This window comes from Dyadobacter diqingensis (assembly GCF_024220585.1).
In the GTDB taxonomy this organism is placed as follows: Bacteria; Bacteroidota; Bacteroidia; order Cytophagales; family Spirosomataceae; genus Dyadobacter; species Dyadobacter diqingensis.
Genome location: NZ_JAMXKF010000005.1, coordinates 85,569 through 108,091 on the forward strand (window position 1 = coordinate 85,569; position 22,523 = coordinate 108,091).

Genomic DNA, 22,523 nt, shown 5'->3' on the forward strand with positions numbered 1-22,523 from the left:
GATATTGTCTTTTTTAATTATTTACTTTGTAATACAAAGTACTTTTATTTATCGGTTAAACTTGCTTACGGCACATGAAAGACGAAATCCTGTCAAACCTCGACAATCCCGGATACCTTGAAAAGTTGTACCGGACCGACAAGCCGACCTTTAAGCGTACCTTCCAATCTTTGTATCCTGAGCTCAAAGAAAACACACTCGCCGGCTTCTGGAACGAACGGCTGAATTTCACCAGTGAGGAACTCTCGTGGGGGAATAGCAAAGACCTGTTTTTTGTAATTGTTGTCTCTTTGCTGGCAGGTATTTTTGCGAAAACGCCGGTGCTTTTGAATGTTACAGAAGATTTTTTCTACCCACGGAACATCGGGTTTATTGTTTTTCCTGCCTTGTCAGCCTACTTTGCCTGGAAAAATAAAATATCAGTCGGCAGAATAACCTTCATGACGTGCGCCGTGCTCCTTAGTCTTGTTTTTATCAATTTGCTTCCCGATGTTCAGAATAGCGATACGCTGATCTTATCGTGTATTCATTTGCCCTTATTTCTGTGGGCAGTTCTGGGGTTTGCTTTTGCAGGAAAGAAGGTGAAAGATGTGGAAAACCGGCTGGCGTATTTAAGATATAACGGGGATCTGATCGTGATGACGGCGCTCATATTGCTGGCAAGCGGGATCATGACCGGCGTGACTATCGGTCTTTTTAATCTGATCGGGTTTGATATCAGGAAGTATTATTTCGAATATGTAGCAGTTTTCTGGCTGTCGGCAGTGCCGCTCGTGGCCACCTACCTCACGCAGGCAAATCCGCAGCTGGTCGGCAAAGTTTCCCCGGTGATAGCCAGGATATTCAGTCCTCTGGTGTTGGTAATGCTGGTGATTTATCTTGTGGCAATGGTTTACTCGGGCAAAGATCCTTACAATGACCGGGAGTTTTTGCTTATTTTTAATGCGCTGCTGATCGGTGTGATGGCCATCATTTTCTTTTCCGTAGCCGAAACCTCGAAGACGAAGGAAAGCCAGCTGGGAACCTGGGTTCTTTTTCTTCTATCCCTGGTAACGGTTATTGTGAACGGTATAGCGCTATCTGCTATCCTGTTCCGGATTTCGGAATATGGAATAACGCCCAACCGGGCCGCAGTTTTGGGCGGGAATGTATTGATTTTAATCAATCTGCTTCTGGTAACGGTACAACTTTATAAAGTACTTTCAAAGAAAGCCGAGATCAGGGGAGTAGGTAAGGTGATCTCATCATACCTGCCTATTTATGTCATCTGGACTCTTATCGTGACGTTTTTATTTCCGTTGTTGTTTGGGTTTAAATGAAGAAATCAACGCGATAGGGTGAGGGCGGAGCTTACTCAAATAACCTGCCGCCTCAACCCAACTTTCCTCACCGCCCCCTTTTTCTCTTTTTTCCTCCGTCCCCACCAGATATAAAAACCGGTTACAGGCAGACTGGCACAAAAAAGGGCGATTATGCTGGCGATGATTTTGGTGAAAATGCCGTAGATACTGCCCACGTGAATGGCATAATTGGAATTCCGCCATTTGGCGCCGGTTGTTTTGTCCTCGTGTTTGACAGAAAAGTATAATGATCCGTTTTTTGCGTCGTAATGGTGGATGTCCCAGGTATCCCAGGCGGACTCGCCATCGTACTTAACCACACCCAGAAACTTCTTCTCGTTCAAATAAAATGAGATCAGTTTCCAGTTAGCTTTTTTTGTCATCATGTCCGAGAAAGCCCGGTCAAGCGGGTTGGTTTTTACCTGGCTGTCCACTTTAAGTGCAGGGACTTCGGTGAAAACTTTTTCGGGATCGTCGCCCAGCAAGCGGTAAATCCCGTCTGTCCACCAGTCGAAAGTCCAGACGAGGCCTGTTGCCGCAAAAAGCAGTATGAACAGCTGGGTGTAAAACCCGCCGACATTATGAATGTCATAATTTACGCGCCGCCATTTGGCGTCAAATTTTATTTTAAACCGCTGTTTCAGCGCGCCTTTATTGCGCGGCCACCATAAAACTAAACCGGTAATGACCAATACAAACATGAGCAGCGTTGCAATGCCAACGATCAGATGACCGATATCATATTGAAGTAAAAGCTGCTGATGCATGATCCGCAGGAGCCAGATCCAGTTTGTTTCCTGATCGACCACGCCGATCACTTTTCCGGAGTAGGGATTCACATAGACGTTAACGGAGTATTCAACCTCAGAAAAAGCAGTCCAGCCTTCGTCTTCGGCGTGTTCCAGTCCGGAAAAAATGTAAGCACGTTTTGGATCACTACTTATTTCGACGTTGTCCAGTTTTTGATGGGCAGGAATGCTTTTTCGTGCGTTTTCAAGAAGTTCGGTCAGCGATTGGGGCTGATGGTCCTGGGGTTCAACAAAGAGGTAGTCGTGGTAATAAAGGTCGGTTAACTCCTTTTCCCAGACGAACAAAGCCGCTGGTAAAAAGCTGGCAACCACAACTAGACCGACGGTCAGTCCGAGCCATAAATGAAGTACGGACGCTATTTTTTTAAAGTTCATTCGGCGAACATTAGTACGGAAAAATCTTACTCCCTGTACAAAAGTGAATTCTGACAGGAAGTAAGATCCTATTTTTATCAAAAACTTTTATCGACCTTAGTCGTCGAATCTTGAAATCCAGTTTACATTATCCACGCCTTTCACTTCCAGACCTTTGGTCAGGCTGCCCGAAGCGATGTCATAAGTCCAGACAAAATGTCCTTCTGTACCCGAAGAAATGGCGATATAGGCTTTGCCATTTTCTACAAAAACAGGCGAAGAATGTACGATCTTATCCAGAGGAAGTGCAAGTTTCGTCTTTGTTTTGTTAACCAGATCAAGTACATAATACTCAAAAACGTCGGTGTTGAAATAATCCTCGAACGTCAACAACAATTCTTTCTTGCCCATTCTGGTAATGGCTTTCCCGTTTCCAAGATCCCACAAACCGTAAAATTCGCGGTTCCCGTCGCTGATGTTCGAAAGATCGAAGAAATAGTCAGTAGCAAAAACGTTCTCGCCATTTTTGATTTTGTAAACAGCGCTTGGCTTATCGGGCGTTACTGCCCAACGGTCACCTGTGTTGGTGATCATGTAAATGTCGTTGTTCACGATCGCCGTGGAAGGGATAACATTTGAAAATGAGCCGGCGTAAGCAGACCTTGTATCGGTGGAAATAGATACATTCGTCATAGCCGGATAGTCGATCGCCGCCAGGTAAGATGAGCTTTTGGAAGTCCATTCCGAATTATAAACCGCATAAGCGACATATAATTTGCCACCTCTCAGTACGCAGGAGCTCATGTAAATGGCCTTATCCGCACTGGCAAGTCCTGTTAGGGAAATGCTTCCGGTTTTGGTGATTGTCATCGCATCTACGTTTACGATATTGTAAGTCAGATCAGACTTTGGGGCTGATGCAACACCGTCCCAAACGATCAATGTTTTATCATCAATCCAGTAGGAGTACAGACTGTTTCCTGTCAACGGGATCTCTTTTTCAAGCACTAAAAGATTGTTTTCGTAATCGTATTTGCTAAGTTTTCCTCCGGTAGCAACGTAATAATTACCGTCCTTAAACAATCTGCTCGCCGTGGCCAGTTCTGCTCCTTTGCCAATCGCGCTTGCCGAGCCGGTTGTCAGGCTTCCGGTGGCCAAAAGATAAGATGCAGCCGGATTCGTAACGCTGCCGACAAGGACAAATTCATCGCCATCCGGGGTTTCTACGGTTGGGTTATCGTCATCACTGTCCGAGCACGACATGACGAACATCGAACAAAGAGCCATCATCACGCTCAAACAGGTAGTTTTATTCAATCCTTTCATTTTGTAATTGATTTGTACGTATTAATAATTAAAGAGTGTCTTTGGTAGGTTATCTTAAAAAATATCTCAGTTTCACATTGAAGGATCTGCCCGGTTTTTGCAAGCGGAAATTGTCGTATGCGAGCTCATCAAACATGTTTCTGGATTCCACGGAAATATTGTATTTCCCATTTTGCATCGAGTATGAAACGGTGGCATTATGGATCAGCTGAGATGGAATACGGCTTTTGCCGGGCTCATAACCACGGCTTGGCCAGGTCAGGTAAAACCAGTGGACATACTGTGTAAACCAGTTAAACTGTAACCTGTCACTTTTTTGAAAAACATCATTTTTACCTAAACCCAGATCAGCATTGGCGTACAGCCAGGGTTGATTGGGAATGCGGTCTTTGTAAACGGCCGATTGTTTGTCCACGTTGGCCGCATCGGTATAACTGGCGTTAAAATTGGCGAAAACCAGATTTTTAAAACTGTATTTTACCTCGCCGTCTATCCCCGTAATTTTTACTTTTCCAATATTGGTGTAGCTGGAAAATGTACCGCCGGGAACTGCATTGATAAAGTCTTTGGCACTGCGCGAGAAAGCCGATGCCTCGATCGTCAGTTTATGCTGGTCGAAACTCTTTGTGAAATAAGCACCTGCGTTGATGTTGTCACTTTCTTCCGGTTTCAATTTGGGATTGGCAAGAACGGTAACGCCGTCGCCAAACAGTTCCTCGACTTCGGGCAGGCGGTATGCATGCTCAAACGAAGCTTTCAACCCCACGCTTTCCAAAAGCTTGAAACGTGTTGCCGCCCCATATCCAAAATAATGCTGCGTGTCCTTTGCTTCCTCTTTCACATAACCCGAGCCATTGTAGAAAACCGCCTGACGGATAAAAGTGTGTAAACGATAATGTTTCCCAAAAACCGAACTGGTCAGCCTGTCATTTAGAAGATTGCTTTGCCACGAAAGCCCTAGAATGCCCTTGCCCAGCTTGTTCGGGATATCCAGTGCGTTGCCCGACTGATCGGCATTTTTGTAGGAATTGATCCCTTCGCGCTGTCCTGAATTTAAATTATAGTTTAACCCAAGCGCATGATTGGCATTGAGCTGATAGGTGAAATTGGTCCGGATGATGGCAAATTTATTGGTGTATTTGTAAAATGAAAAGGCTCCCTGTTCGCCGAAATTTGGATTGACGGAGGTAACTTTTCCGTCCCAGGCATAACGGGAGGCCGAAGTGTCGACAGTCGTCGTATTGTTTTTGGCATAAGTCGCAAACAACGTTGCAGTTAAACCCTTTGTCAGGAAGTTCTCCTTTTTGTATTTGATCGTCGGCATCACGAAGTGCCCGTACGAATGAACCTGCCCATAAACCATGTCCTGATCTACACCGGTTTGCCGCTCCTTGTATTGATCGGAATAAAGCAGTCCGATCATCAGCAGGTCAGCCCATTTTTTATTGCGTAAACCGACTTCCACCTGGCCCATCGCCGAATGAAAACCATCGTTAAAGCGTCGGAAATTCTTTTTTATAAATGCGCCGTTCTGCCCGACTTCAACACCTTTCATCAGATAGTTATTATCGGCGTAATTGTAAAAACCACTTGCATTTACCACAAACCCGGTTTTTTCGTCACTGAAACTCCCGTTGAGTGAAGCGCGGTGGGTATTGAACGAGCCATAACTGTAACTTGCATCCAGATACTTTTTGGTGTTTTGTGCCGTAACGATATTGACGGCTCCACCCAGCGCGTCCGCGCCCAGCTCAACCGGCACCACACCTTTATAGACCTCAATTCTTTCAGCCAGGTTAACCGGGATATTATTCAGTGACATCGCGCCGCCGAAATTTTCCATGGGTATCCCGTCAATAAAAAACTTGACCTGCCGGCCCGAAAGGCCGTTCATAGAAAAGTTGAAGTCCGAACCCAGGCCACCGTTTTCACGGATTCTGATGCCGGAAGTGGCATTGAGTACCTGATTGATGTCGCGGTTAGAATTCGCAAAACGCTTTATATCAATCGCGTTGACATTGAAGCCTGTTTCTCTGATTTGCTGCGTTTCCGTTTTTCCAAGAATCAGGGCTTCGTCCATGTTTCTGGAATCGCTTTTCAGGATGAAATTGAATTTTACTTCTCTTCCGGACTTTGCATGAAATTCCTTCGACTGACTGATATAACCGACGGAGGAAACGGAAATGGTGAAAGAACCTTCTTTTGTTAGCGTAAGATCGAATGAGCCGTCGGATTTGGAGACCGTGCCAATGGAAGTTTTGTTCAAAATCACGCTGACACCTGGCAGACCGGAGCCATCCTCTCCATTGATCTGGCCGGAAATTTTTATGGATTGAGCAGAAACCTCGAAAACGAAAATGAGGAGGAAAAATAGGGAAACCAGAAATCTGCGGGCGTGCATTGTTACCTTGCTTAAATTACTTTTGATATATCCTAGAGGCGTATGGTTACGTCTTTTGGTACAAGTAGCATAAGCGGGTATTTCCCGAAGCAGGTCGGGAAATTTTTAATTTATTTAATGCATTTAGTTTTTTTTCTCTGTTTCTAACTATTTGATATCACTTTTCGTAATCCTTCCTTGTAAGTCCGTAAATGATCAGGTTGTGGAAAGCCGAGTTTTTGTAAATGTGCTCTTTAAAATCGCCTTCTTTGGTCATGCCGCAATTAATCATGACTTTTCCCGAGGCCGGGTTTTTATCAAAGTGCGAGCAGGTTATTTTGTTCAGACTAAGTTTTTGAAACCCGAACTGTATGACGGCTTTGACGGCTTCGGTCATTAATCCCTTGTTCCAGTACGGTTGTGCAATCCAGTATCCAATTTCCGCTCTGAAATACCGTTCCATCGTTAAGCCGATTCCGCCAATGAAATGACTGTCATGTTTTTGGCGGATGCCGAAGATAAAATGAGACCCGTTTTTGAATCCCTCGTTTGCCTGGTTTATCCAGTAAACAGCATCTTTTTCGGCATACGGGAAAGGAATATTCATCGTAAATTCTGAAATATGTTTGTTATTGGCATGTCTGATAATCTGAGGAATATCGTCGGACCGTAATGCGGTTAAATGCAGTCGTTGGGTTTCAATTGCAGGAAAATTTTCCATCGTTTATTAGATTTTTTATAGCAAAATAGGATGATTTTTGGAATAAAATGAAATTAAATAAACTCTTAAATGCTACGATTAAAATCAGGCACGAGGCGGTGTCGTATATTGGATATGGTTAAATTTTGAAAAATTATTATTATTCCATTTTCAATGCATTGGGCTTGCATTCAGACGATTACCGTTAAATAAATTCGACGAAAAAATTGGATAAAAATCTACACGGTTTTGCGTGAGAAGTATTTACTTTGATTTAGTAACCCGGCAAAAGGACCCAGACATCAGCTTCTTCACAAGTACCGCATTAATTTCCATTGTATTAAAATTTTAGTTCGAGTAAGTTTCAGTTAATTGTTTTACACTAACGTTTGCGCTTACGTATACGACTGACCCGTTATTGACTTGTACATAATTTTTGTTTATCGTTGAAATGGTTTTAACCATTCCGACCGGGATTGTTTTGCAAGCCTGATAGCGGAGATTTCGGGAAACCGGCTGCATCACTGCGTCCGGTAATGATCAGATTTTGAGTTCAGAAACCGCTCTTCTTATGCCGTGGTTCGTGGTGAACACCGGAACGCAGCCTCGCTGCGAGACATAATTCATGTGTTTTAAACCTCCTCTAATTTTCAAAGTAAATGAAAAAATTACACCAACGTTATGTATGGATGCTGGCGATGCTGATCCTCACGTTAGCCGCCTGCGAGAAACAATCCAAACCTGTTGAAAGTCCCGATTATCTGTCTTTTCCCACAACGCTGACGCCTGAGACGCCCTATGACGTGGATACGACGCTGGAAAAACAGTTGTTGTCGGAAAAGAAAGTGGCAGAAACCCAGCGTATTTTTGAAATTCTGTCGTGGCAGATGTTCATATCGCTCAACTGGCCGCTGGGTGAAGACGGGAAGCCCAAACCGGAGATCAGCGATGAAGGCCACCGGGCCTGGGAAAGCTGGAAAGAAAGTTATGAGATATTCCGTGAAGACGGCGGAAAACCGCATGTATGGGGTAGTAAGCCCGATCTTCCCGAAGAATTTCAGGATAAAATAAAACAGATAGGGGATGTTGACGTCCTTTTCCGGACAAGTAAATTTCCTTCTTTTCAGGATGACAAATGGAAACGAAGCGGAAAAGGCAGGGTGTTTGCCGGCCAGAGTGACGAAGTCGATCAGGCTTTTACGGCACCGATATGGGATCAGAATGGCAACATTGTTCGTTATGAAATCAGAATAAACAAACCCGGCGTCGATTATATTGTTAACAATACCCTTTACAATATTGACGGTCAAATCGCTTTCAGTCAACTTGGTAAAAAGGTGTCATTCACTTCGGGCTCGCAGCAGAAAGCCGGAACGATCGAATTGAAGTTTGCCTGGAAAGAGATTGTGCCCGGGAAAGATTTTGAAGACCGCTATTTTACCAAAACGGCCTATGTCCTCGAAGCCGATGGTAAACTCAAAAAGGTGAAAGTCGGGCTGATCGGTATGCATATCGGTACCAAAACGGTTTCCTCGCCGCAATGGATCTGGGCCACTTTTGAGCATGTTGATAATTTGGAAACCAATGCGTTAACCAAAATTCATGGAAAATACTTAAAACCTTCTTTTTATGATCAGGAATGCAACACCTGCCCTGTGAACCTGTTGCCTGACAGCACGATAAAACCGCTTAAAAACCAGATTCAAAGAATTTTGCCAATTCCGGTAGCTACCCAGGAACTGAATAAACAGGTGCAGGACCTTTTGAAAGGAAAACAATCGTTCTGGCAATATTACCAGCTTATCGGTACGCAGTGGCCGGTCAATCCGAAATCCGCCCCTTATCCGCAGTTTGCTCCTACCTATAAACTTCCGGATGCCGTGACGAATAAATCAGGAGGAGATCCCACGCCCACGTTTTTAACCAACATGGTTATGGAAACGTACTTCCAGGGTGGGACAATCGTCGGTAGCACGAGGGCCACTTCCAGTTATAACAAATACACGGCCAACGAACCCGCCTATTTTCAGATCGAAGGCTCTCCTCAAAATGTGGATACGGTCAATACCAGGAAGCTGATTTTTGGCACAGAAGGTTGCGTCAATTGCCATTCTTCCGCCAGTATTGCTGTGGGCGATACGCTGATCAAGGGCGTGAGAACGGCCAAATACGGTCCGCCCCGAACCGCAGATTTTGAATGGCTTTTACAACGTAAAGCCCATTTTAAAGCCGCTTCAACCATGTCTTCAAAAACCTTAAACAAGTAGAGTTATGGCTTACAATTTTGTAAACGTCAATGAATTTACGCCAAACAATCAGGGGTGGACGTCCATTGGAAATATCAGTAGTTTCAGCAGGTCCGGAAATGTGTTCTCCTTGCAGCTGCAAAACGATCCTTCTTTAAAGCTTCAGATTTCTGTGTTGTCGGAAACGACTTTTCGCGTACGATTCAATCCGGCTCCCAACTTTGACTATGGCGTAGAGATTTCTCCGGCCGTCATCAACCGGAATCTGGGCAGTGTTAATCTGGACACAAGTAAGTCAACCAGTGATTTACTCTTTATTGATACCGGCCAGATCCAGATACAGGTCTCGCTTTTTCCGTATAAAATACAGGTTTTCAAGGGGAATCAACTGATAAACCAGGATGATGCCGACAAGAATCTGGTATATATTCCGGGACAGCAGGTCGTGGCAAATTTTAAAACCTATCCTGCCAATGCCAAGTACTGCGGTTTTGGAGAGAAAGCCGGCAACACGTTATTGAAGAATAACTACACGATGACTTTCTTCAATTTTGATAACTACATTTATTCCTCCGGTATCATTCCCGCCAATAACCAGGGTGGGCCTTTGAATCCTTCTGAACCTTTGTACTTATCTGTTCCGCTGCTTCTCGAAATCAATCCCGCTCCGCAGGGTGCCTATAGCGGAAATCCTTACAGTTACGGAATATTTTTTGATAACGCTTCGCAGTCTTATTTCAACATCGGGTCTAGCGATTATTCCAACATGTTCGGGAAGTATTATTTCGGTGCGCTGTATGGCGACATGGACTATTATTTCATGTATGGCGATCAGGTAGGAGACGTGCTTCAACAGTATACCTCGCTCACGGGAAGGTCATCAATGCCGCCTAAATATGTGTTTGGATATCATCAGGGCGGTTATGGTTATTTTAACAGTTCGATCCTGGCGGTGGTTGCCAATTCATACCGCGCCGCAAGAATTCCTATTGACGGGCTGCATATCGATGTTGACTTTCAAAATAACTACCGGACTTTTACCAGCAGCGCGCTTAAATTTCCAAACGTAGCGCAGTTTATGGATTATCTGCATTCGATTGGGTTTAAATGCAGTACCAACATTACGCCGCTGCTTACCAAAAATCAGCTGGACGAAAACGGACAGATCACGCCTTATGCCCAGCGGGATGCTCTCAATAGCATCAACGGGTTGATTTATAATACCCGGGCAGGGCAGGGGCCTAACCCAAATCTGTATGAAGGAACAGTATCTTACGGGATGAATCCGGGCACGAATCCGTATCCGGTGCCTCCGCTGCAACCCAACAATCAGGGGCAGATCCCGTTGCAGGCGACGGGCAACTATCCTGATTTCGGAAGGGAAGATGTACGGGAGAAATGGGGAGAGCAATACGAGCACCTGATCAATGAAGTCGGGCTGGATATGATATGGCAGGATATGACGGATCCCGCCATAGCCAATCCGCGTATTAACACCTTCCCGCTGGACCTTCAGCAAAGTGATGGCGTGAATTTTGTGCCGCATGCACAAATTCATAATGCCTATGCGCTGAATTTACTCAGCGCCACCTACGGCGGTCTTCAAAAGCTGAAACCGGAGAGAAGACCTTTTATTATCGGTCGTGGAGGTTATGCAGGGATGCAACGTTACTCGGCGTTATGGACCGGCGACTCTGCGTCGAGCTGGGATTTTCTTCAGATCAACATCCCCGAGGTTCTGAACATCGGTCTTTCCGGTATTCCGATCAGCGGCTGCGACATCGGCGGGTTTGCGGTATCATCGGACAGTTCCGGGACAACAACGCCGTTTAGCGTAAGTTATGGTAAAGTTTATGGCGGTATTACCAACTACGAACTGTTTACGCGATGGATACAGCTGGGCGCTTTTCTTCCCTGGTTCCGCAATCACTACAATGGCTATAACAAACAGTTTCAGGAAATATATGCCTATGGAGAGCCTGTCCCTACAAATTGCAGGAAATACATCGAACTCCGTTACCGCTTGCTTCAACTGTTTTATGATGCCATGTACGAATGGACGCAAACGGGGCTTCCCATTGCGCGGGCATTGTTTATCAATGACGGCAGCGACCAGCAGGTTTTTAACCACCTGGATGATCAGTTTTTTATCGGAAAAGATTTTCTCGTTGCGCCCATCATCACGCAGCACGAAACATTGGCTAATCCGACGTCCCCGCAAAGAAATATTTATCTTCCGGCGGGAAGCAACTGGTATGCTTTCATGGATAATCAGTATCCCTTGCAAAACCCGGTTCCGGGTGGCACGACGATCAACTATTACGCGGATCTCTCGCGTGTGCCGATTTACATCCGGGAAGGCGCCATCATCCCGACAAGGGAGTTGGAGCAATATGTTGGAGAGCTTCCCGTCAATCCGCTGACGATTAATATTTATCCGGGGAAACCAAACTCCTATAAGCTTTATCTGGATGACGGGATTTCAACCAATGCGGCCTCTTCAAGTCAGTTCCGATATGTGGAGATCAGTCATCAGCAGGTTAATAATGTCCGGCAGGTAACCTTTAACAGGCTTACAGACAACTATCAGCCGGCTGAAACCTACTACTTTGTCGCATTGCTTGCCACCGGCAGCCCGTCTTCGGTCTCCATCGCGAACACCGGCATCGCCAACGTGAATACACCTGAAAATCTAGAGTCGTCGCCGGTGAACAGTTATTACTGGAATGCCGGTATCGGAATTACTTTCATCAAGGTGTTTGACAATGCTTCAAATATTCAGATTAATGCGGTATTTTAATTAAAATATATCTTCCGATTCTAATGGGACATTTAATATTTACACTGGATTTTCACGAATTTGTTCGTGGAATCCTGACACCGGGTAAGGAAAGCAGAATCAATTATGACCCGTTGCGGCTTGCATCAGGAAAAGAAGGGTATGTGTACGGGAGCCCCGAATTTAATTTTACAGCGCATTTTGAATTTAAACCCGAAGGGTCTCTGGAAATACCACTGATTTCGGAAACGGGTATTTTGCAAAATGAAGTGATCAAGGAAAATGGCAGAGGCTCAATGCTGACTTCTGATTTTCTGATTCCTGATTCCTGTGAGGAAATCAGTGCCTGGATCAGTTTGCAGGATAACAACGGCGAGGTTTCTTTTGACAGCGATTTCGGGAACAACTATCATTTTCGGATCACCAGTCAGGATATCGAAATCCTGGGTGCCGAGATCGTTAACTTAAAAGACGGTGTCGGGCAGTTGACTGTCAAAGTCAAAGCGTGTGTGGACGTCGACAGAATCGTTGTCAGATATCGCATCACCAACGGGAAAGAACCTTACACCGAAATTCCGGTAGAACTTTTCAAAACGAATTTGAAAGGAAAAACAATCTGGACAACAGGTGATGAGTTAATTCCGTATGGTTCGGTAGTGGCCTACGATCTGAAATATTTCGTAGCCGGTAAGGAGTATAAATCAGACAATAACGGAAACTATTACATCGCCGAGACGAAGATTAAATAGTTTAAAGCGATTCACAAAACGCCGGTTCATAAGTCATGAACCGGCGTTTTGTGATTAACGGTATCAGACTTCCATTTCAATAATCCGTCACCCGCTAAAAGTATTTCACTAATTTAGCCGCCTGTTTTATTGAATACCTTTTGAGATTTTTGCTGAATGAAATCAATCCGATTCTTACTTTATTTCCTTTGTTTTTACGCATCAAAACTGATGGCTCAGCAAACCTTGCCGGCATATCAGGATTTAACGCCCGGTAAAGTTTACCAGCAGATGTTAACGATGAAAGAGGGTACTACCGTGGCAGAGTTGCCTGTCAGAATTATCAAAGGAATAGGGGAAGGTCCTGTTTTTACAATCGTGGCGGGCATTCATGGGTATGAGTATGCACCCATTGTTGCCGTGCAGCAGCTGATGGTGGAAATTAGGCCGGAAAAATTAAAAGGGACACTGGTTATTGTCCCGGTGGCGAATATGGCTGGTTTTTATGGTCGTTCAATATTTTATAACCCGCAGGACGGAAAAAATCTGAACAGGGTTTTTCCGGGGAATCCGGAGGGGACCATTTCTGAGCGGCTGGCGCATCTGATTACCTCCGACATTATCAGCAGATCAAATGTGTTTCTGGACATTCACGCCGGCGATGGCAATGAAGATCTTCTCGATTTTGTCTGTTATTACGACAATAAGCAAACGCCGGAGCAAACTTCCCTGGCCAGGCGACTGACCAAATGTGCCGGTTTTAAATACAATGTTGTCTATCCTTTCAGCCTGCAGGCCAGTCAGCCAGCAGAATATGCTTTTAAGCAGGCGACACGCCAGGGCATAACTGCGTTGAGTATTGAAGCAGGAAAATTGGGCGGCGTTGAGTTCAAATCGGTTGACGCGACTAAAAAAGCTGTTTACAATATGCTTGCCGAAATGAAAATGTATGAACCGCTGGCAGGCATAAAAAATACAGAAAACCAGATTTGGTTAAACGGGCAGGATTATATCAAGTCGCCGGGAAAAGGAATATTTTACAGTGTGTTAAAAAGCGGGGACAAGATTATCGCCGGCCAGAAACTGGGTTTTATAACGGACGTTTTTGGTACGAAGCTTGCAGAAATCACCGCACCATAAGCGGGAATTATTTTATATAAAATTGGCACGCCGCCTGTTTTGGAAGGAGAAACCCTTTTCTGCATTGGGTACCCGAAGTGAGTTTTGGGCGCGTAGGAGAATGATAATAGTTTAACTGAATTCAGATAATCATGGATCAAAAATTCAAAGATCAGCTAGGCGAATTATACAGGGAGTTTCAGGAATATGATTCCAGACAAGCCGATCGTCTTGACCGCTGGCGGAATGTGGAACCGGAATCTGCGCTGTTATTATCCGTTCTGGTCAGAAGCAGGCAGGCCAGAAAAGTTCTGGAAATCGGTACATCCAATGGGTTTTCTACACTCTGGCTGGCCGATGCTGTGAAGGCGACGGGTGGCTTTTTGACGACGTTGGAAATTGAAGCCGACAGAACGGCTATCGCACAGCGTTATATGGAACAATTTGGATTCAGCGATCGTGTTTCCTGCATCACAATTGACGCCGGTCGTTTTCTGACCGATACAAATGAAAATTATGATCTGATCTTTTTGGATGCCGAACGAAGCGCTTACACGGGTTATTGGGTGTCTTTAAAACATTTGATTTGTCAGAATCCGGGCAGTTTACTGTTGGTCGATAATGTGATATCGCATCAGGAGGAAGTAAAGGATTTTTTATCGGTTATTGAATCGGATCCGGATGTTATGGCCACTGTAATCCCTGTTGGGGCGGGTTTGCTGATGGTGACGAAGTCGTGACGGACTCTATTTAACGCCTGGCGAAGTCGTCTTTTGGAAATCAGATGCAACAAAACGACAAGATGACTGGATAATATTTGTTATCAAATCTGAGGAAGACTTATTTTTTTCGGGCAAGTTTGTTTTTAATGCGGCTTAAATGAACGCGGCTGATTCCGAGGTAGGAAGCGATGTAATGTTGGGGAACACGCTGAACTACGTACGGTTGTTGCGTCAGTAAATTGACATAACGCTGCTGCGGACTATCCCGGATAAAAGACAGGAAGTGCTGCATGTAATGCAATGTTCGCCCAAACATAACATCCAGAATCTGATCGCGCATCGCTGGAATCTCGCTGACATCCGCTAAAAGAAATTCCACATCCAGTTTATCAATCCACCACAGGGTGCAGGGTTCTATGGTTTCGATAGAAAACAGACTTGGGATATTCTTTCTAAAACTCTCAATCGATGAAACCGTATTGTTTTCAAAAAAGAACTGAAAAGTCACATCGTCGCCGTTGTTATTGAACCATACCCGCAGGCAACCTTTTTCAATCAGGAAAGCCTTTCGGGAGATGTCGCCTTCGTGTAGTAAAACAGTTTTTGCAGGAACCTGAATACGTTTAAAACGACCGAGATAGCTATCCCACTTTTCAGATGGGACTGGGAAATTAGCCCTGAATTTTTCCAGAAAGGTTGACAGATTCTGAGAGTCATCAGGTTTAACGGGCATGTTACACGACGGAAAAAGGTATTAAATAATGTTATGACAGAGGTAAAGTTATTAATTTATCGGCAAGACTTCAATGGGAGATAACGCTGCCTGATCGCCGCAATATCTTTCAGAAATTATTTAAATCCGGGAAGCGAATCGATACCCGATTAGGGTTTTGGTTATTGTTCGATTGTAATTATTTCATAATCAATATCCTGTGAGAGCTGGTTGTTCCGTCAGCTTTGGTGATTTTAACGATGTATGTTCCATTGGGTAGATTGCCCACATTGACACCGGCAGCCGAAAACGAATTGCTTTTGTAAGCTGTAATACCATTTTGGTTTATAATCGATAGGCCTTTCACGCTGTTACCATCCACAGACAGACCCGAGGCATCTTTCAGGAAAATGACATCTGATACCGGATTGGGATAAATCGCAAGCAAGTCAGTCGCCGTCTTTTCTCCTGTTACGCTTCTGATACTGCTGTATGCAAAAGTTTTGTCCATATCCACCATTTTCAACCGGTAGTAGTTCATGCCGGAAAGTGGCCGGATGTCGGTAAATTCATAGTTCACCAATACCTCGGTTTCTCCGGTCGCCTCTTTGCTGCCAATAGCTATCCAGTTTTTAGCATCGGGACTGCGTTCAATGTCAAAAATATCGGCATTAACTTCCTGTGCGGTAGACCAGTTTAAAAGTATAGTATTACCTTCTTTTACCGCCGAGAATGCAACCAGTTTTACCGGGAGTGGTGTTGTTCGCGCAGCCAGTGTATAAGCTGTGTAGGTATCGGGAACAACGGAAACAGTTGTTTTTATAGATCCGGCTGATAAATCGCTTGCACCTCCCAGCACCGATACGACGTCTGTGAGGGAAGGAATCGGAACCCATTGGGTGCCATCCCATCCTGCAATGGTAAGCTTCGGTAAGGAATTGCCGGTTAAGGCTCCCACTTTACTATTTGCATCCCAGGTCAGTGTTATCGGTGTCGGGTTTGCGCCGTTAATATCCCAGTATTCAACAGTGCTTACAACCGCCAGGCCAGTGTTCAGCGTCGTTGCTGGAAATGGTCCGCCGGCCGGAAGAACCGGGTAGTTTCCGCCGGATAGTTTGCTGGTAATGGCTTTGCCGGGATCTGCGAAAAAATAAGCCCCGGAAGTGCCGTCTCCCGAAGCCGCAAATGGCCCGTAATGATCGTTATCGCCAACCGGGAAAATGAAGGGAGTCGTTCCCAGTTTACGGACATAACCATCTACATGGTTGGCGTCATCTGCGCCGCTAACGGTGTTGGCTGTACCGGCGAAGTTCAGGATACCCATCGGGCTTGTCCGGATCGTATTGATAATACCGGGCTGTACGCCGCTTCCACCGGTTATGAAATTATGGTTGCCGAAGAACGTCATCTGTTCCGCACCAAAAATGGTGGTGTTGCCTGCGCTCAGTTGCTGGGCCCGGGAAACTGTGCCGGAGACCAGCAGGAATAATCCCGCAAGGGTTTTTATCCAGGATAATCCCGGAAAAAGGCAAATAGATAGTTTGTTCATTTTTGACGTTGTTTATGCCGATATCTGCTGACCGTGAAAATTATCGCACTTGCATGATTGTCATGAAAGTTAAGTTGGTATTTGAGGCGATGGTACAGCCATTCACCGTGGCATTCATTCTCGGATAAACAACATCACCGGCACTTAACTTCATTGGAATTGTAACAGAAGACGAGAAATAAGCACTGCTTTGAGATTTGTAAGTAGCGCCCGGATATTGCTCGTTGTTAATGTCAATCTGCAAGGTGGCTTCGAAAGGTGCGTTGGGGCAAAAGCAGAAAGCGTTGAAGGTCATTGTATATAGACCGCCGCGTGCAGCCGTAAATTTACCGGTTGCCGGGTTGTACTCATTTAAAACATCGCTGGCTTCGGTTTGAAACCTAAAATCCTGCCAGGGGGCAGCATTGCTCGTCAGTTGTGTCGGGTTTGTTGTTGTAATATAAGTCAGGTCGGATTCAACCGGGCTGATCTTTGCCCACTTGTTTCCGTCATTGAAATATACGCCCGGCGTTACGTTGAAGGGCACAGCTCCCGCACTTGCCGTGTTGTAAACGGTCATTCCGGCTACATGCGCTGAAAGCGGGCCTGCTGCATTTGTTGCAGTCAGGGCTACCCGTGGGAGCAATATGCCCTTGTTGGTGCTTTCTATATCCAATATTGCAGCGTTGTTAATGGTAGCGGGATTATTGCCAATCTTTACCTGAGCCTGGAGGGATGAGCCGGTAAGTAATGATGCAATGGAAAATGTGGTCACAAAAAACGTCCTCGATAATAATTGTTTGGTTTTCATGCGCTAATAGAATTTAGAATATTTTAGGTAATCAGAGGGGAGAGGTAAGCCTTTCTCCCTTTGTCTGAAAGCACCTTACATAAGGCGATGTAAACGTAGGCAGCAATAGAAACAACTTCTATTTTCAGGGGTATACAAAAGGTAGACGGGGGCTCAAAACAGGTATACAAAGCGTTTACATACCCTGTGACGCGCTGCAAATGGATATTTTTTGATATTATTTATTAAGCCTCGTAAGGATCAAGTTCGTGAACAGGCAGTTGAAGCAATTCGGCTGTCTGTGTGATGTAAGGATCGAAAGCGCGACAATCACCAATCAGAATACTTTGCGGGTCGTCTTCTTTGAGAATGGCCGACAAATAAGTGCCGCCACTGCTTCGGTCGGGTAGTACGTTTTGCAGACTGAATCCGGTTAGTGCAGCTATCGGAAAGATCATGGCATTTTCTTTGTTTGCAAAACCGGCTTTACCATTCGGTTCATCCAGCCAGATCATAAAATTTTTCGATGAGGCAATTAATTCTTTTACTATGGTTTGAGGTGTTTGCCGGAAGTAACGTGATCGTCGGAAATCGGAACCAATACGAAAAGTATGCTCAATAAGCAGTCGTTTACTGATTGTTGCGTTTAACTCGTAGTGCTGGTCAATGAGATAATTTGGATAAGAACGTTCATTCTGAACGCTCAGATAAGTGTAACCCGACTCGTAAGAATATTTGTCGTCATACCAGTAGACAAGCGAGAACTTTAACCCGTGGAAGAGCCATTGGCAGTTATTCTGATCTTCGCGTTCATATCCCTCAATACTTTTGCCCAGTGTTTGCATAAGCGCTTTTTTTGCCAGGAAATAATTTTGATCTCCGTTGCCCTGAATCCGCAGGTTCGTGTAGAAGCTGTCGAGAGGCACGTCGAGACGAAGATGGGCGGGCAGGTAATACCGCCAGTCGTCAAGTAACAAATTGCCGAGCTGGACCGGATGGTGAAAACGGATTTCGGTTAATCCATATTCATTTGTTGTTTGATGGACAAAAGGCAACGCGGCCAGTGCCTCGGAAGTCGTATCCCAACTGATCCAATGTCTGGTTTCAGCACATACCCAGAAACCTTCGGAAAGTTCATGGCTCAGCTGCGCCTCGTCGTCTGACAAATCCGGAATCCTGCAATTATCGAAACCCTTGGCACGCCAGAGTTCTGCTTTTACCGCCTTATTGCCCGCCAGAGCCTCGGAAAACTTCTTTTCATCGAATGCAAGCCGTTGGGATAAATGCTGAAAAAGGAGAGCGAATCCGGCTGCTGAGCAAGGGATGAGGTGTTGATGATAATCATTCAATACCAGCGTCTGACAGTTTTCGGTGGTGTATACATATACGTATTGAAGCTGGGTTAAATCGATAACGGTCTCCCGATAGCCTTTTCTGGCCGTATAAATGACTGTGTCACCATCCAGACGAACTTCTCCTTCTGATTTTTGCGGCGCAAGTGCCGGCTTAGCAGAACCGGTCAGCCATTTAATCCAGTCAGTCATATCTTTTTATTGGTTTGGGAAGTTATTGCTTTTATCGATTTCGGCATATTTTTAAGTGTGAGTTAGTTCCAACGTCCCTTCCAGGTCATTAGCAGAAGTAACCATAACAGATAGGCGGCACCCACCAAATCCGGGAGCGACAGGAGAAATTTTGCGAGTCCGGCATAATCGTTGTGTGCGAGCCAGAGGCTCCCCGATAACACAATAACCAGCGAACCCAGGACGGGCAATGCGATTCTGAAAAAAAGAGCCGGTGGTCCGCCCGGTGTGGTGTTCACGCTATCAAAAAAGAAATAAAGGAGAGTCGCCAGTATACCTGCGCAGAATGTCCAAAGAATCCAGAAGAAGATCATTGCAAATTTTAATTAAAGTTGGCATTGTTTTGTCCACCGGAACAATAAAAGGAGCGCAGTTATTGAGCAATTGTAATAATTGATATTATACAGAGGCGGATGTTGTTACTGATGCAAACCTACGTCAGAGATAACAGTACATCCTATTTTCTCTGGTATACAAAAGGTGTACTGCTCGAAAAAACTGTGTAAAAACAATAGGAGAAGGCCTGTTTTGGAGATTATTAGCCAGGCTTGTTGACGTATTATTTGACAAAGTGTATTGATTCAGGCTGACATGAGCCGGAATCAATATACTTAGCTACCGGACATGTTACTCCGGATCAAATGGTTATTTGGGCTTAGCTATGTTGCTGCGGGTAGTTGATCATCCAGCCAATTCCGAATTTATCCTGAAAACTGCCAAAGTAATCACCCCAGAACATATCTTCCAAGGCCATTTCTATTTGACCGCCCGCTGATAATCCGGCGAAAAGACGGTCGGCTTCTTCTCTGCTGTCAGTAAAAACTGAAATGTAAGCGTAGTTACCGGTATTGAGTTTATGGCCCATAGAAGGAACAATATCAGATGCCATCAGCACGTCATCCTTACCAATTGGAAGTGAAATATGCATGAGCCGGCCCTTTTCATTTTCGGCAAGCTGCTCGGCACCGGGCATATCCGACATTTTTTGTACGGACGAAAATTCACCGCCAAAAACAGATTTGTAAAAATTGAAAGCCTCTTCCGATTTTCCATCGAAGTTGAGGTAAGTGTTTAATTTGGGCATGACGAAAAAATTAAGTTAACTGGTTTAATTACTATGAATTTGACAACTCAAAATTAGCATTTCCAGTGTCATTACATCATCCCCAAAAAGGACAATCGGAGGGGGCGGTTGAGACAATAATCTAATCCCAATTTTTAAATTGAAACAGATTTGGAACGTGATATGACACTGTATGATTTTTTAGCTCATTCATTTGATAAATCGTTAACTTCGCAGAGCGTCAATGATATAGCCATCTGCATGAACTACGCTCAATATATTCAGTTTTCTCTCGGTGCCCTTGGAGCCTTCAACGGCCTGATGCTGGGCATTTATTTTTTATCATTTGGGAAGAGCAGAACGCTTTCGGGCTTTTTTCTAGGCTGTTTGCTGACGGTGCTGAGCCTGCGAATCGGTGAGGCCGTGTTTGCCTGTTTTGATCCGATGCTGCCCAGGATTTACGTGCAGATTGGCATGTCCGCCTGTCTGCTGATTGGTCCCGCATTATTTTTTTTCACCAAGGCAGCCATTGAACAGACCAGGCAGGTCCCACAAAGCTGGAAGATCCAGATCGCTGTGTTGCTCTCGGCGGTAGTGATTGTAGGAAGTCTCTACCCGTTTGCGTCGTATCCCAACCTGTGTAGTTTGTATTTTTCTAAAATTATCTACGCAGTCTGGTTCATTTACCTGGTGGGTACGGGGATTCAGTTAAAAGGAATTTTGTCGCGTATGGGTGGCGCTGTGACTGAAATTAAAACCGCTGAGAAATGGCTGCTGGCTATCTTTCTCGCCAATATTGTGATTTTTTCCGCCTTTTTGATCACGTTGTTTTTTGGCCTTTACAGCACTTTTTATGGCGCTACGGTCATTTTTTCCTTCGTATTGTGTGCGATTATTTTTATACAACTTTACGATAGCAAAACAGCGAATCCGTTTTACCTGGCACCGGTTAAATATCTTAATAAAAAGATCAATGATGCAGAAACAGTACTGAATAGTCTGGAACAAGTCATGGCACAAAAGGAGCTTTTCAGAAATCCGGATCTGACGGTCAGTGAACTTGCCAAAGCCATAAACTTGCCGGGTTATCAGCTATCGCAGTTAATTAACGATAACCTTGGAAAGAATTTTACTTCCTATGTGAACGAATATCGTATCAATGAAGCGTGCCGGATGATCGGTGAGCAGCATCCATATTCTTTGGAAGCCATTGGATACGAAGTGGGTTTTAACTCGAAGTCTACCTTTTATGCTGCGTTCAAAAAGATAAGGGGAACGACGCCTATGTTTTACAAAGAAGGGCTGCTCAGCAATTAATTCCCGGTGTATTTTTTGTCACGCGATGATTTGAATGAGTATCAGGGTTGTTAAGTGTTTTAATAACCAGTATTTTGGAAGAAAATACCGTCAATAGCCATGTACTTTACAAACCTGCCCAACCATGACGCGCCTGGATTTGATGAACAGGTACATTTTCATAAATTCAAAAAGCATAATATTATTTTCAATGCGACGAGTTCTGAAAGCCATTGCGATAACCACGTTGGCTGCCTGTCGTTTAAGACTGTGCTCAGCGGTGAGGAATGGTATGGCATCGGTCGGCAACAGCTGGCCGTGAGGCCCGGGCAGTTTCTGATATTGAATAATGAGCAAAATTATTCCTGCCGGATCGATACGCATGAAAAAGTCAGATGTTTTTCGATCTTTTTCAAAAATGATTTTGCTGTTTCTGCTTTGCAGGATATATTTCAAAGCGAGGAATATTCCCTGGATAATCCATTTCAGAACACCGGAGTAATGCCTGAGTTTTTCCAGACGCTTAATGAAATTAAACCGCAAGTGCAGCAGCGTATGTCAACGCTGATCGGCAGCCTGAACCAGCAAGGTTATAACGAGGTCATGGTCGATGAGCACTTGTTGTTTTTTCTGCATGAGCTTATCCGGGTATACCGCGCAGATATCAGACGTGTGGGTGAAGTCGCTGCGATAAAGCCGAGTACCAGAACCGAATTGTACAAACGCCTCTGTATTGCAAAGGATGTGCTTCATGCTTCCTATGCCGGCAATCCGGATTTGAATAGTCTCAGTCGGGAAGCATGTATGTCTGTTCCCCAGCTGATCCGGCAGTTTAAATCGGTTTTCGGGCTCAGTCCTCATCAATATCTGATGCAAATCAGGCTGGTGCGTGCAGCGGAACTGTTAAAAGAAACCGATCTGACGGCCACAGAAATTGCCGGGCTGTGTGGTTTTGAGAATAACAGCACATTTGGCAGGGCGTTTAAAATGGCTTACCGGATTCAGCCCATTCAATTCAGGAAAGCAGGGTTATGAAAATTGAGAATTT

The 22,523-nt window shown here is 44.8% G+C and carries 18 protein-coding genes; 8 read left to right on the top strand and 10 right to left on the bottom strand.

Annotated features, from left to right (window positions below; genetic code table 11):
* Nucleotides 1-74: 74 nt before the first annotated feature.
* Nucleotides 75-1,319, top strand: coding sequence for a hypothetical protein (locus M1L62_RS15805; protein ID WP_254560571.1), 1,245 nt, complete (start codon nucleotides 75-77; stop codon nucleotides 1,317-1,319).
* Between the two features lie 35 nt (nucleotides 1,320-1,354).
* Here M1L62_RS15805 and M1L62_RS15810 read toward each other — a convergent pair whose 3' ends face one another.
* The 4 genes from M1L62_RS15810 to M1L62_RS15825 all read right to left on the bottom strand — a co-directional run bounded on the left by M1L62_RS15810 (nucleotide 1,355) and on the right by M1L62_RS15825 (nucleotide 6,930).
* The gene (locus tag M1L62_RS15810) at nucleotides 1,355-2,524 is read right to left on the bottom strand and encodes a PepSY-associated TM helix domain-containing protein (RefSeq protein ID WP_254560572.1); all 1,170 of its coding nucleotides are present in this window, start codon (nucleotides 2,522-2,524) and stop codon (nucleotides 1,355-1,357) included.
* 96 nt (nucleotides 2,525-2,620) lie between these two features.
* Entirely contained in the window at nucleotides 2,621-3,829 is a 1,209-nt protein-coding gene (locus M1L62_RS15815) for a DUF4374 domain-containing protein (protein WP_254560573.1), read from the bottom strand.
* Nucleotides 3,830-3,878: 49 nt separating this feature from the next.
* Nucleotides 3,879-6,230: a TonB-dependent receptor gene (locus M1L62_RS15820; protein WP_254560574.1), complete on the bottom strand. Its 2,352-nt coding sequence runs from the start codon at nucleotides 6,228-6,230 to the stop codon at nucleotides 3,879-3,881.
* A gap of 157 nt (nucleotides 6,231-6,387) precedes the next feature.
* Nucleotides 6,388-6,930, bottom strand: coding sequence for a GNAT family N-acetyltransferase (locus M1L62_RS15825; protein ID WP_254560575.1), 543 nt, complete (start codon nucleotides 6,928-6,930; stop codon nucleotides 6,388-6,390).
* A 638-nt stretch (nucleotides 6,931-7,568) separates the two neighbouring features.
* Here M1L62_RS15825 and M1L62_RS15830 point away from each other — a divergent pair.
* The 5 genes from M1L62_RS15830 to M1L62_RS15850 all read left to right on the top strand — a co-directional run bounded on the left by M1L62_RS15830 (nucleotide 7,569) and on the right by M1L62_RS15850 (nucleotide 14,521).
* Nucleotides 7,569-9,176, top strand: coding sequence for a ubiquitin-like domain-containing protein (locus M1L62_RS15830; protein WP_254560576.1), 1,608 nt, complete (start codon nucleotides 7,569-7,571; stop codon nucleotides 9,174-9,176).
* Nucleotides 9,177-9,180: 4 nt separating this feature from the next.
* Nucleotides 9,181-11,955, top strand: a complete 2,775-nt coding sequence (locus tag M1L62_RS15835) for a TIM-barrel domain-containing protein (RefSeq protein WP_254560577.1) — start codon at nucleotides 9,181-9,183, stop codon at nucleotides 11,953-11,955.
* Between the two features lie 23 nt (nucleotides 11,956-11,978).
* On the top strand, nucleotides 11,979-12,683 hold the full coding sequence (locus M1L62_RS15840; protein WP_254560578.1) for a DUF6209 family protein: 705 nt from the start codon (nucleotides 11,979-11,981) through the stop codon (nucleotides 12,681-12,683).
* A 156-nt stretch (nucleotides 12,684-12,839) separates the two neighbouring features.
* On the top strand, nucleotides 12,840-13,802 hold the full coding sequence (locus M1L62_RS15845; protein WP_254560579.1) for a M14 family metallopeptidase: 963 nt from the start codon (nucleotides 12,840-12,842) through the stop codon (nucleotides 13,800-13,802).
* A 131-nt stretch (nucleotides 13,803-13,933) separates the two neighbouring features.
* The gene (locus M1L62_RS15850) at nucleotides 13,934-14,521 is read left to right on the top strand and encodes an O-methyltransferase (RefSeq protein ID WP_254560580.1); all 588 of its coding nucleotides are present in this window, start codon (nucleotides 13,934-13,936) and stop codon (nucleotides 14,519-14,521) included.
* A gap of 100 nt (nucleotides 14,522-14,621) precedes the next feature.
* Here the strand turns inward: M1L62_RS15850 and M1L62_RS15855 are convergent, their stop codons facing one another.
* From M1L62_RS15855 to M1L62_RS15880, 6 genes are all read right to left on the bottom strand, one after another.
* On the bottom strand, nucleotides 14,622-15,236 hold the full coding sequence (locus M1L62_RS15855) for a Crp/Fnr family transcriptional regulator (RefSeq protein WP_254560581.1): 615 nt from the start codon (nucleotides 15,234-15,236) through the stop codon (nucleotides 14,622-14,624).
* 178 nt (nucleotides 15,237-15,414) lie between these two features.
* A complete protein-coding gene (locus M1L62_RS15860) occupies nucleotides 15,415-16,764 on the bottom strand; it encodes a T9SS type A sorting domain-containing protein (RefSeq protein WP_254560582.1) in 1,350 nt (449 codons plus the stop codon).
* Between the two features lie 40 nt (nucleotides 16,765-16,804).
* A complete protein-coding gene (locus tag M1L62_RS15865) occupies nucleotides 16,805-17,554 on the bottom strand; it encodes a phage tail-like protein (RefSeq protein ID WP_254560583.1) in 750 nt (249 codons plus the stop codon).
* Nucleotides 17,555-17,778: 224 nt separating this feature from the next.
* Nucleotides 17,779-19,077, bottom strand: coding sequence for a hypothetical protein (locus M1L62_RS15870; protein ID WP_254560584.1), 1,299 nt, complete (start codon nucleotides 19,075-19,077; stop codon nucleotides 17,779-17,781).
* 62 nt (nucleotides 19,078-19,139) lie between these two features.
* Nucleotides 19,140-19,430: a hypothetical protein gene (locus tag M1L62_RS15875; RefSeq protein WP_254560585.1), complete on the bottom strand. Its 291-nt coding sequence runs from the start codon at nucleotides 19,428-19,430 to the stop codon at nucleotides 19,140-19,142.
* Between the two features lie 341 nt (nucleotides 19,431-19,771).
* Nucleotides 19,772-20,200: a VOC family protein gene (locus M1L62_RS15880; RefSeq protein ID WP_254560586.1), complete on the bottom strand. Its 429-nt coding sequence runs from the start codon at nucleotides 20,198-20,200 to the stop codon at nucleotides 19,772-19,774.
* A gap of 150 nt (nucleotides 20,201-20,350) precedes the next feature.
* Between M1L62_RS15880 and M1L62_RS15885 the strand changes: the two genes are divergently transcribed.
* Both M1L62_RS15885 and M1L62_RS15890 read left to right on the top strand, forming a co-directional pair.
* Entirely contained in the window at nucleotides 20,351-21,496 is a 1,146-nt protein-coding gene (locus M1L62_RS15885; RefSeq protein ID WP_254560587.1) for a helix-turn-helix domain-containing protein, read from the top strand.
* 99 nt (nucleotides 21,497-21,595) lie between these two features.
* Entirely contained in the window at nucleotides 21,596-22,510 is a 915-nt protein-coding gene (locus M1L62_RS15890) for a helix-turn-helix domain-containing protein (RefSeq protein ID WP_254560588.1), read from the top strand.
* The last annotated feature ends 13 nt before the right edge of the window (nucleotides 22,511-22,523 follow it).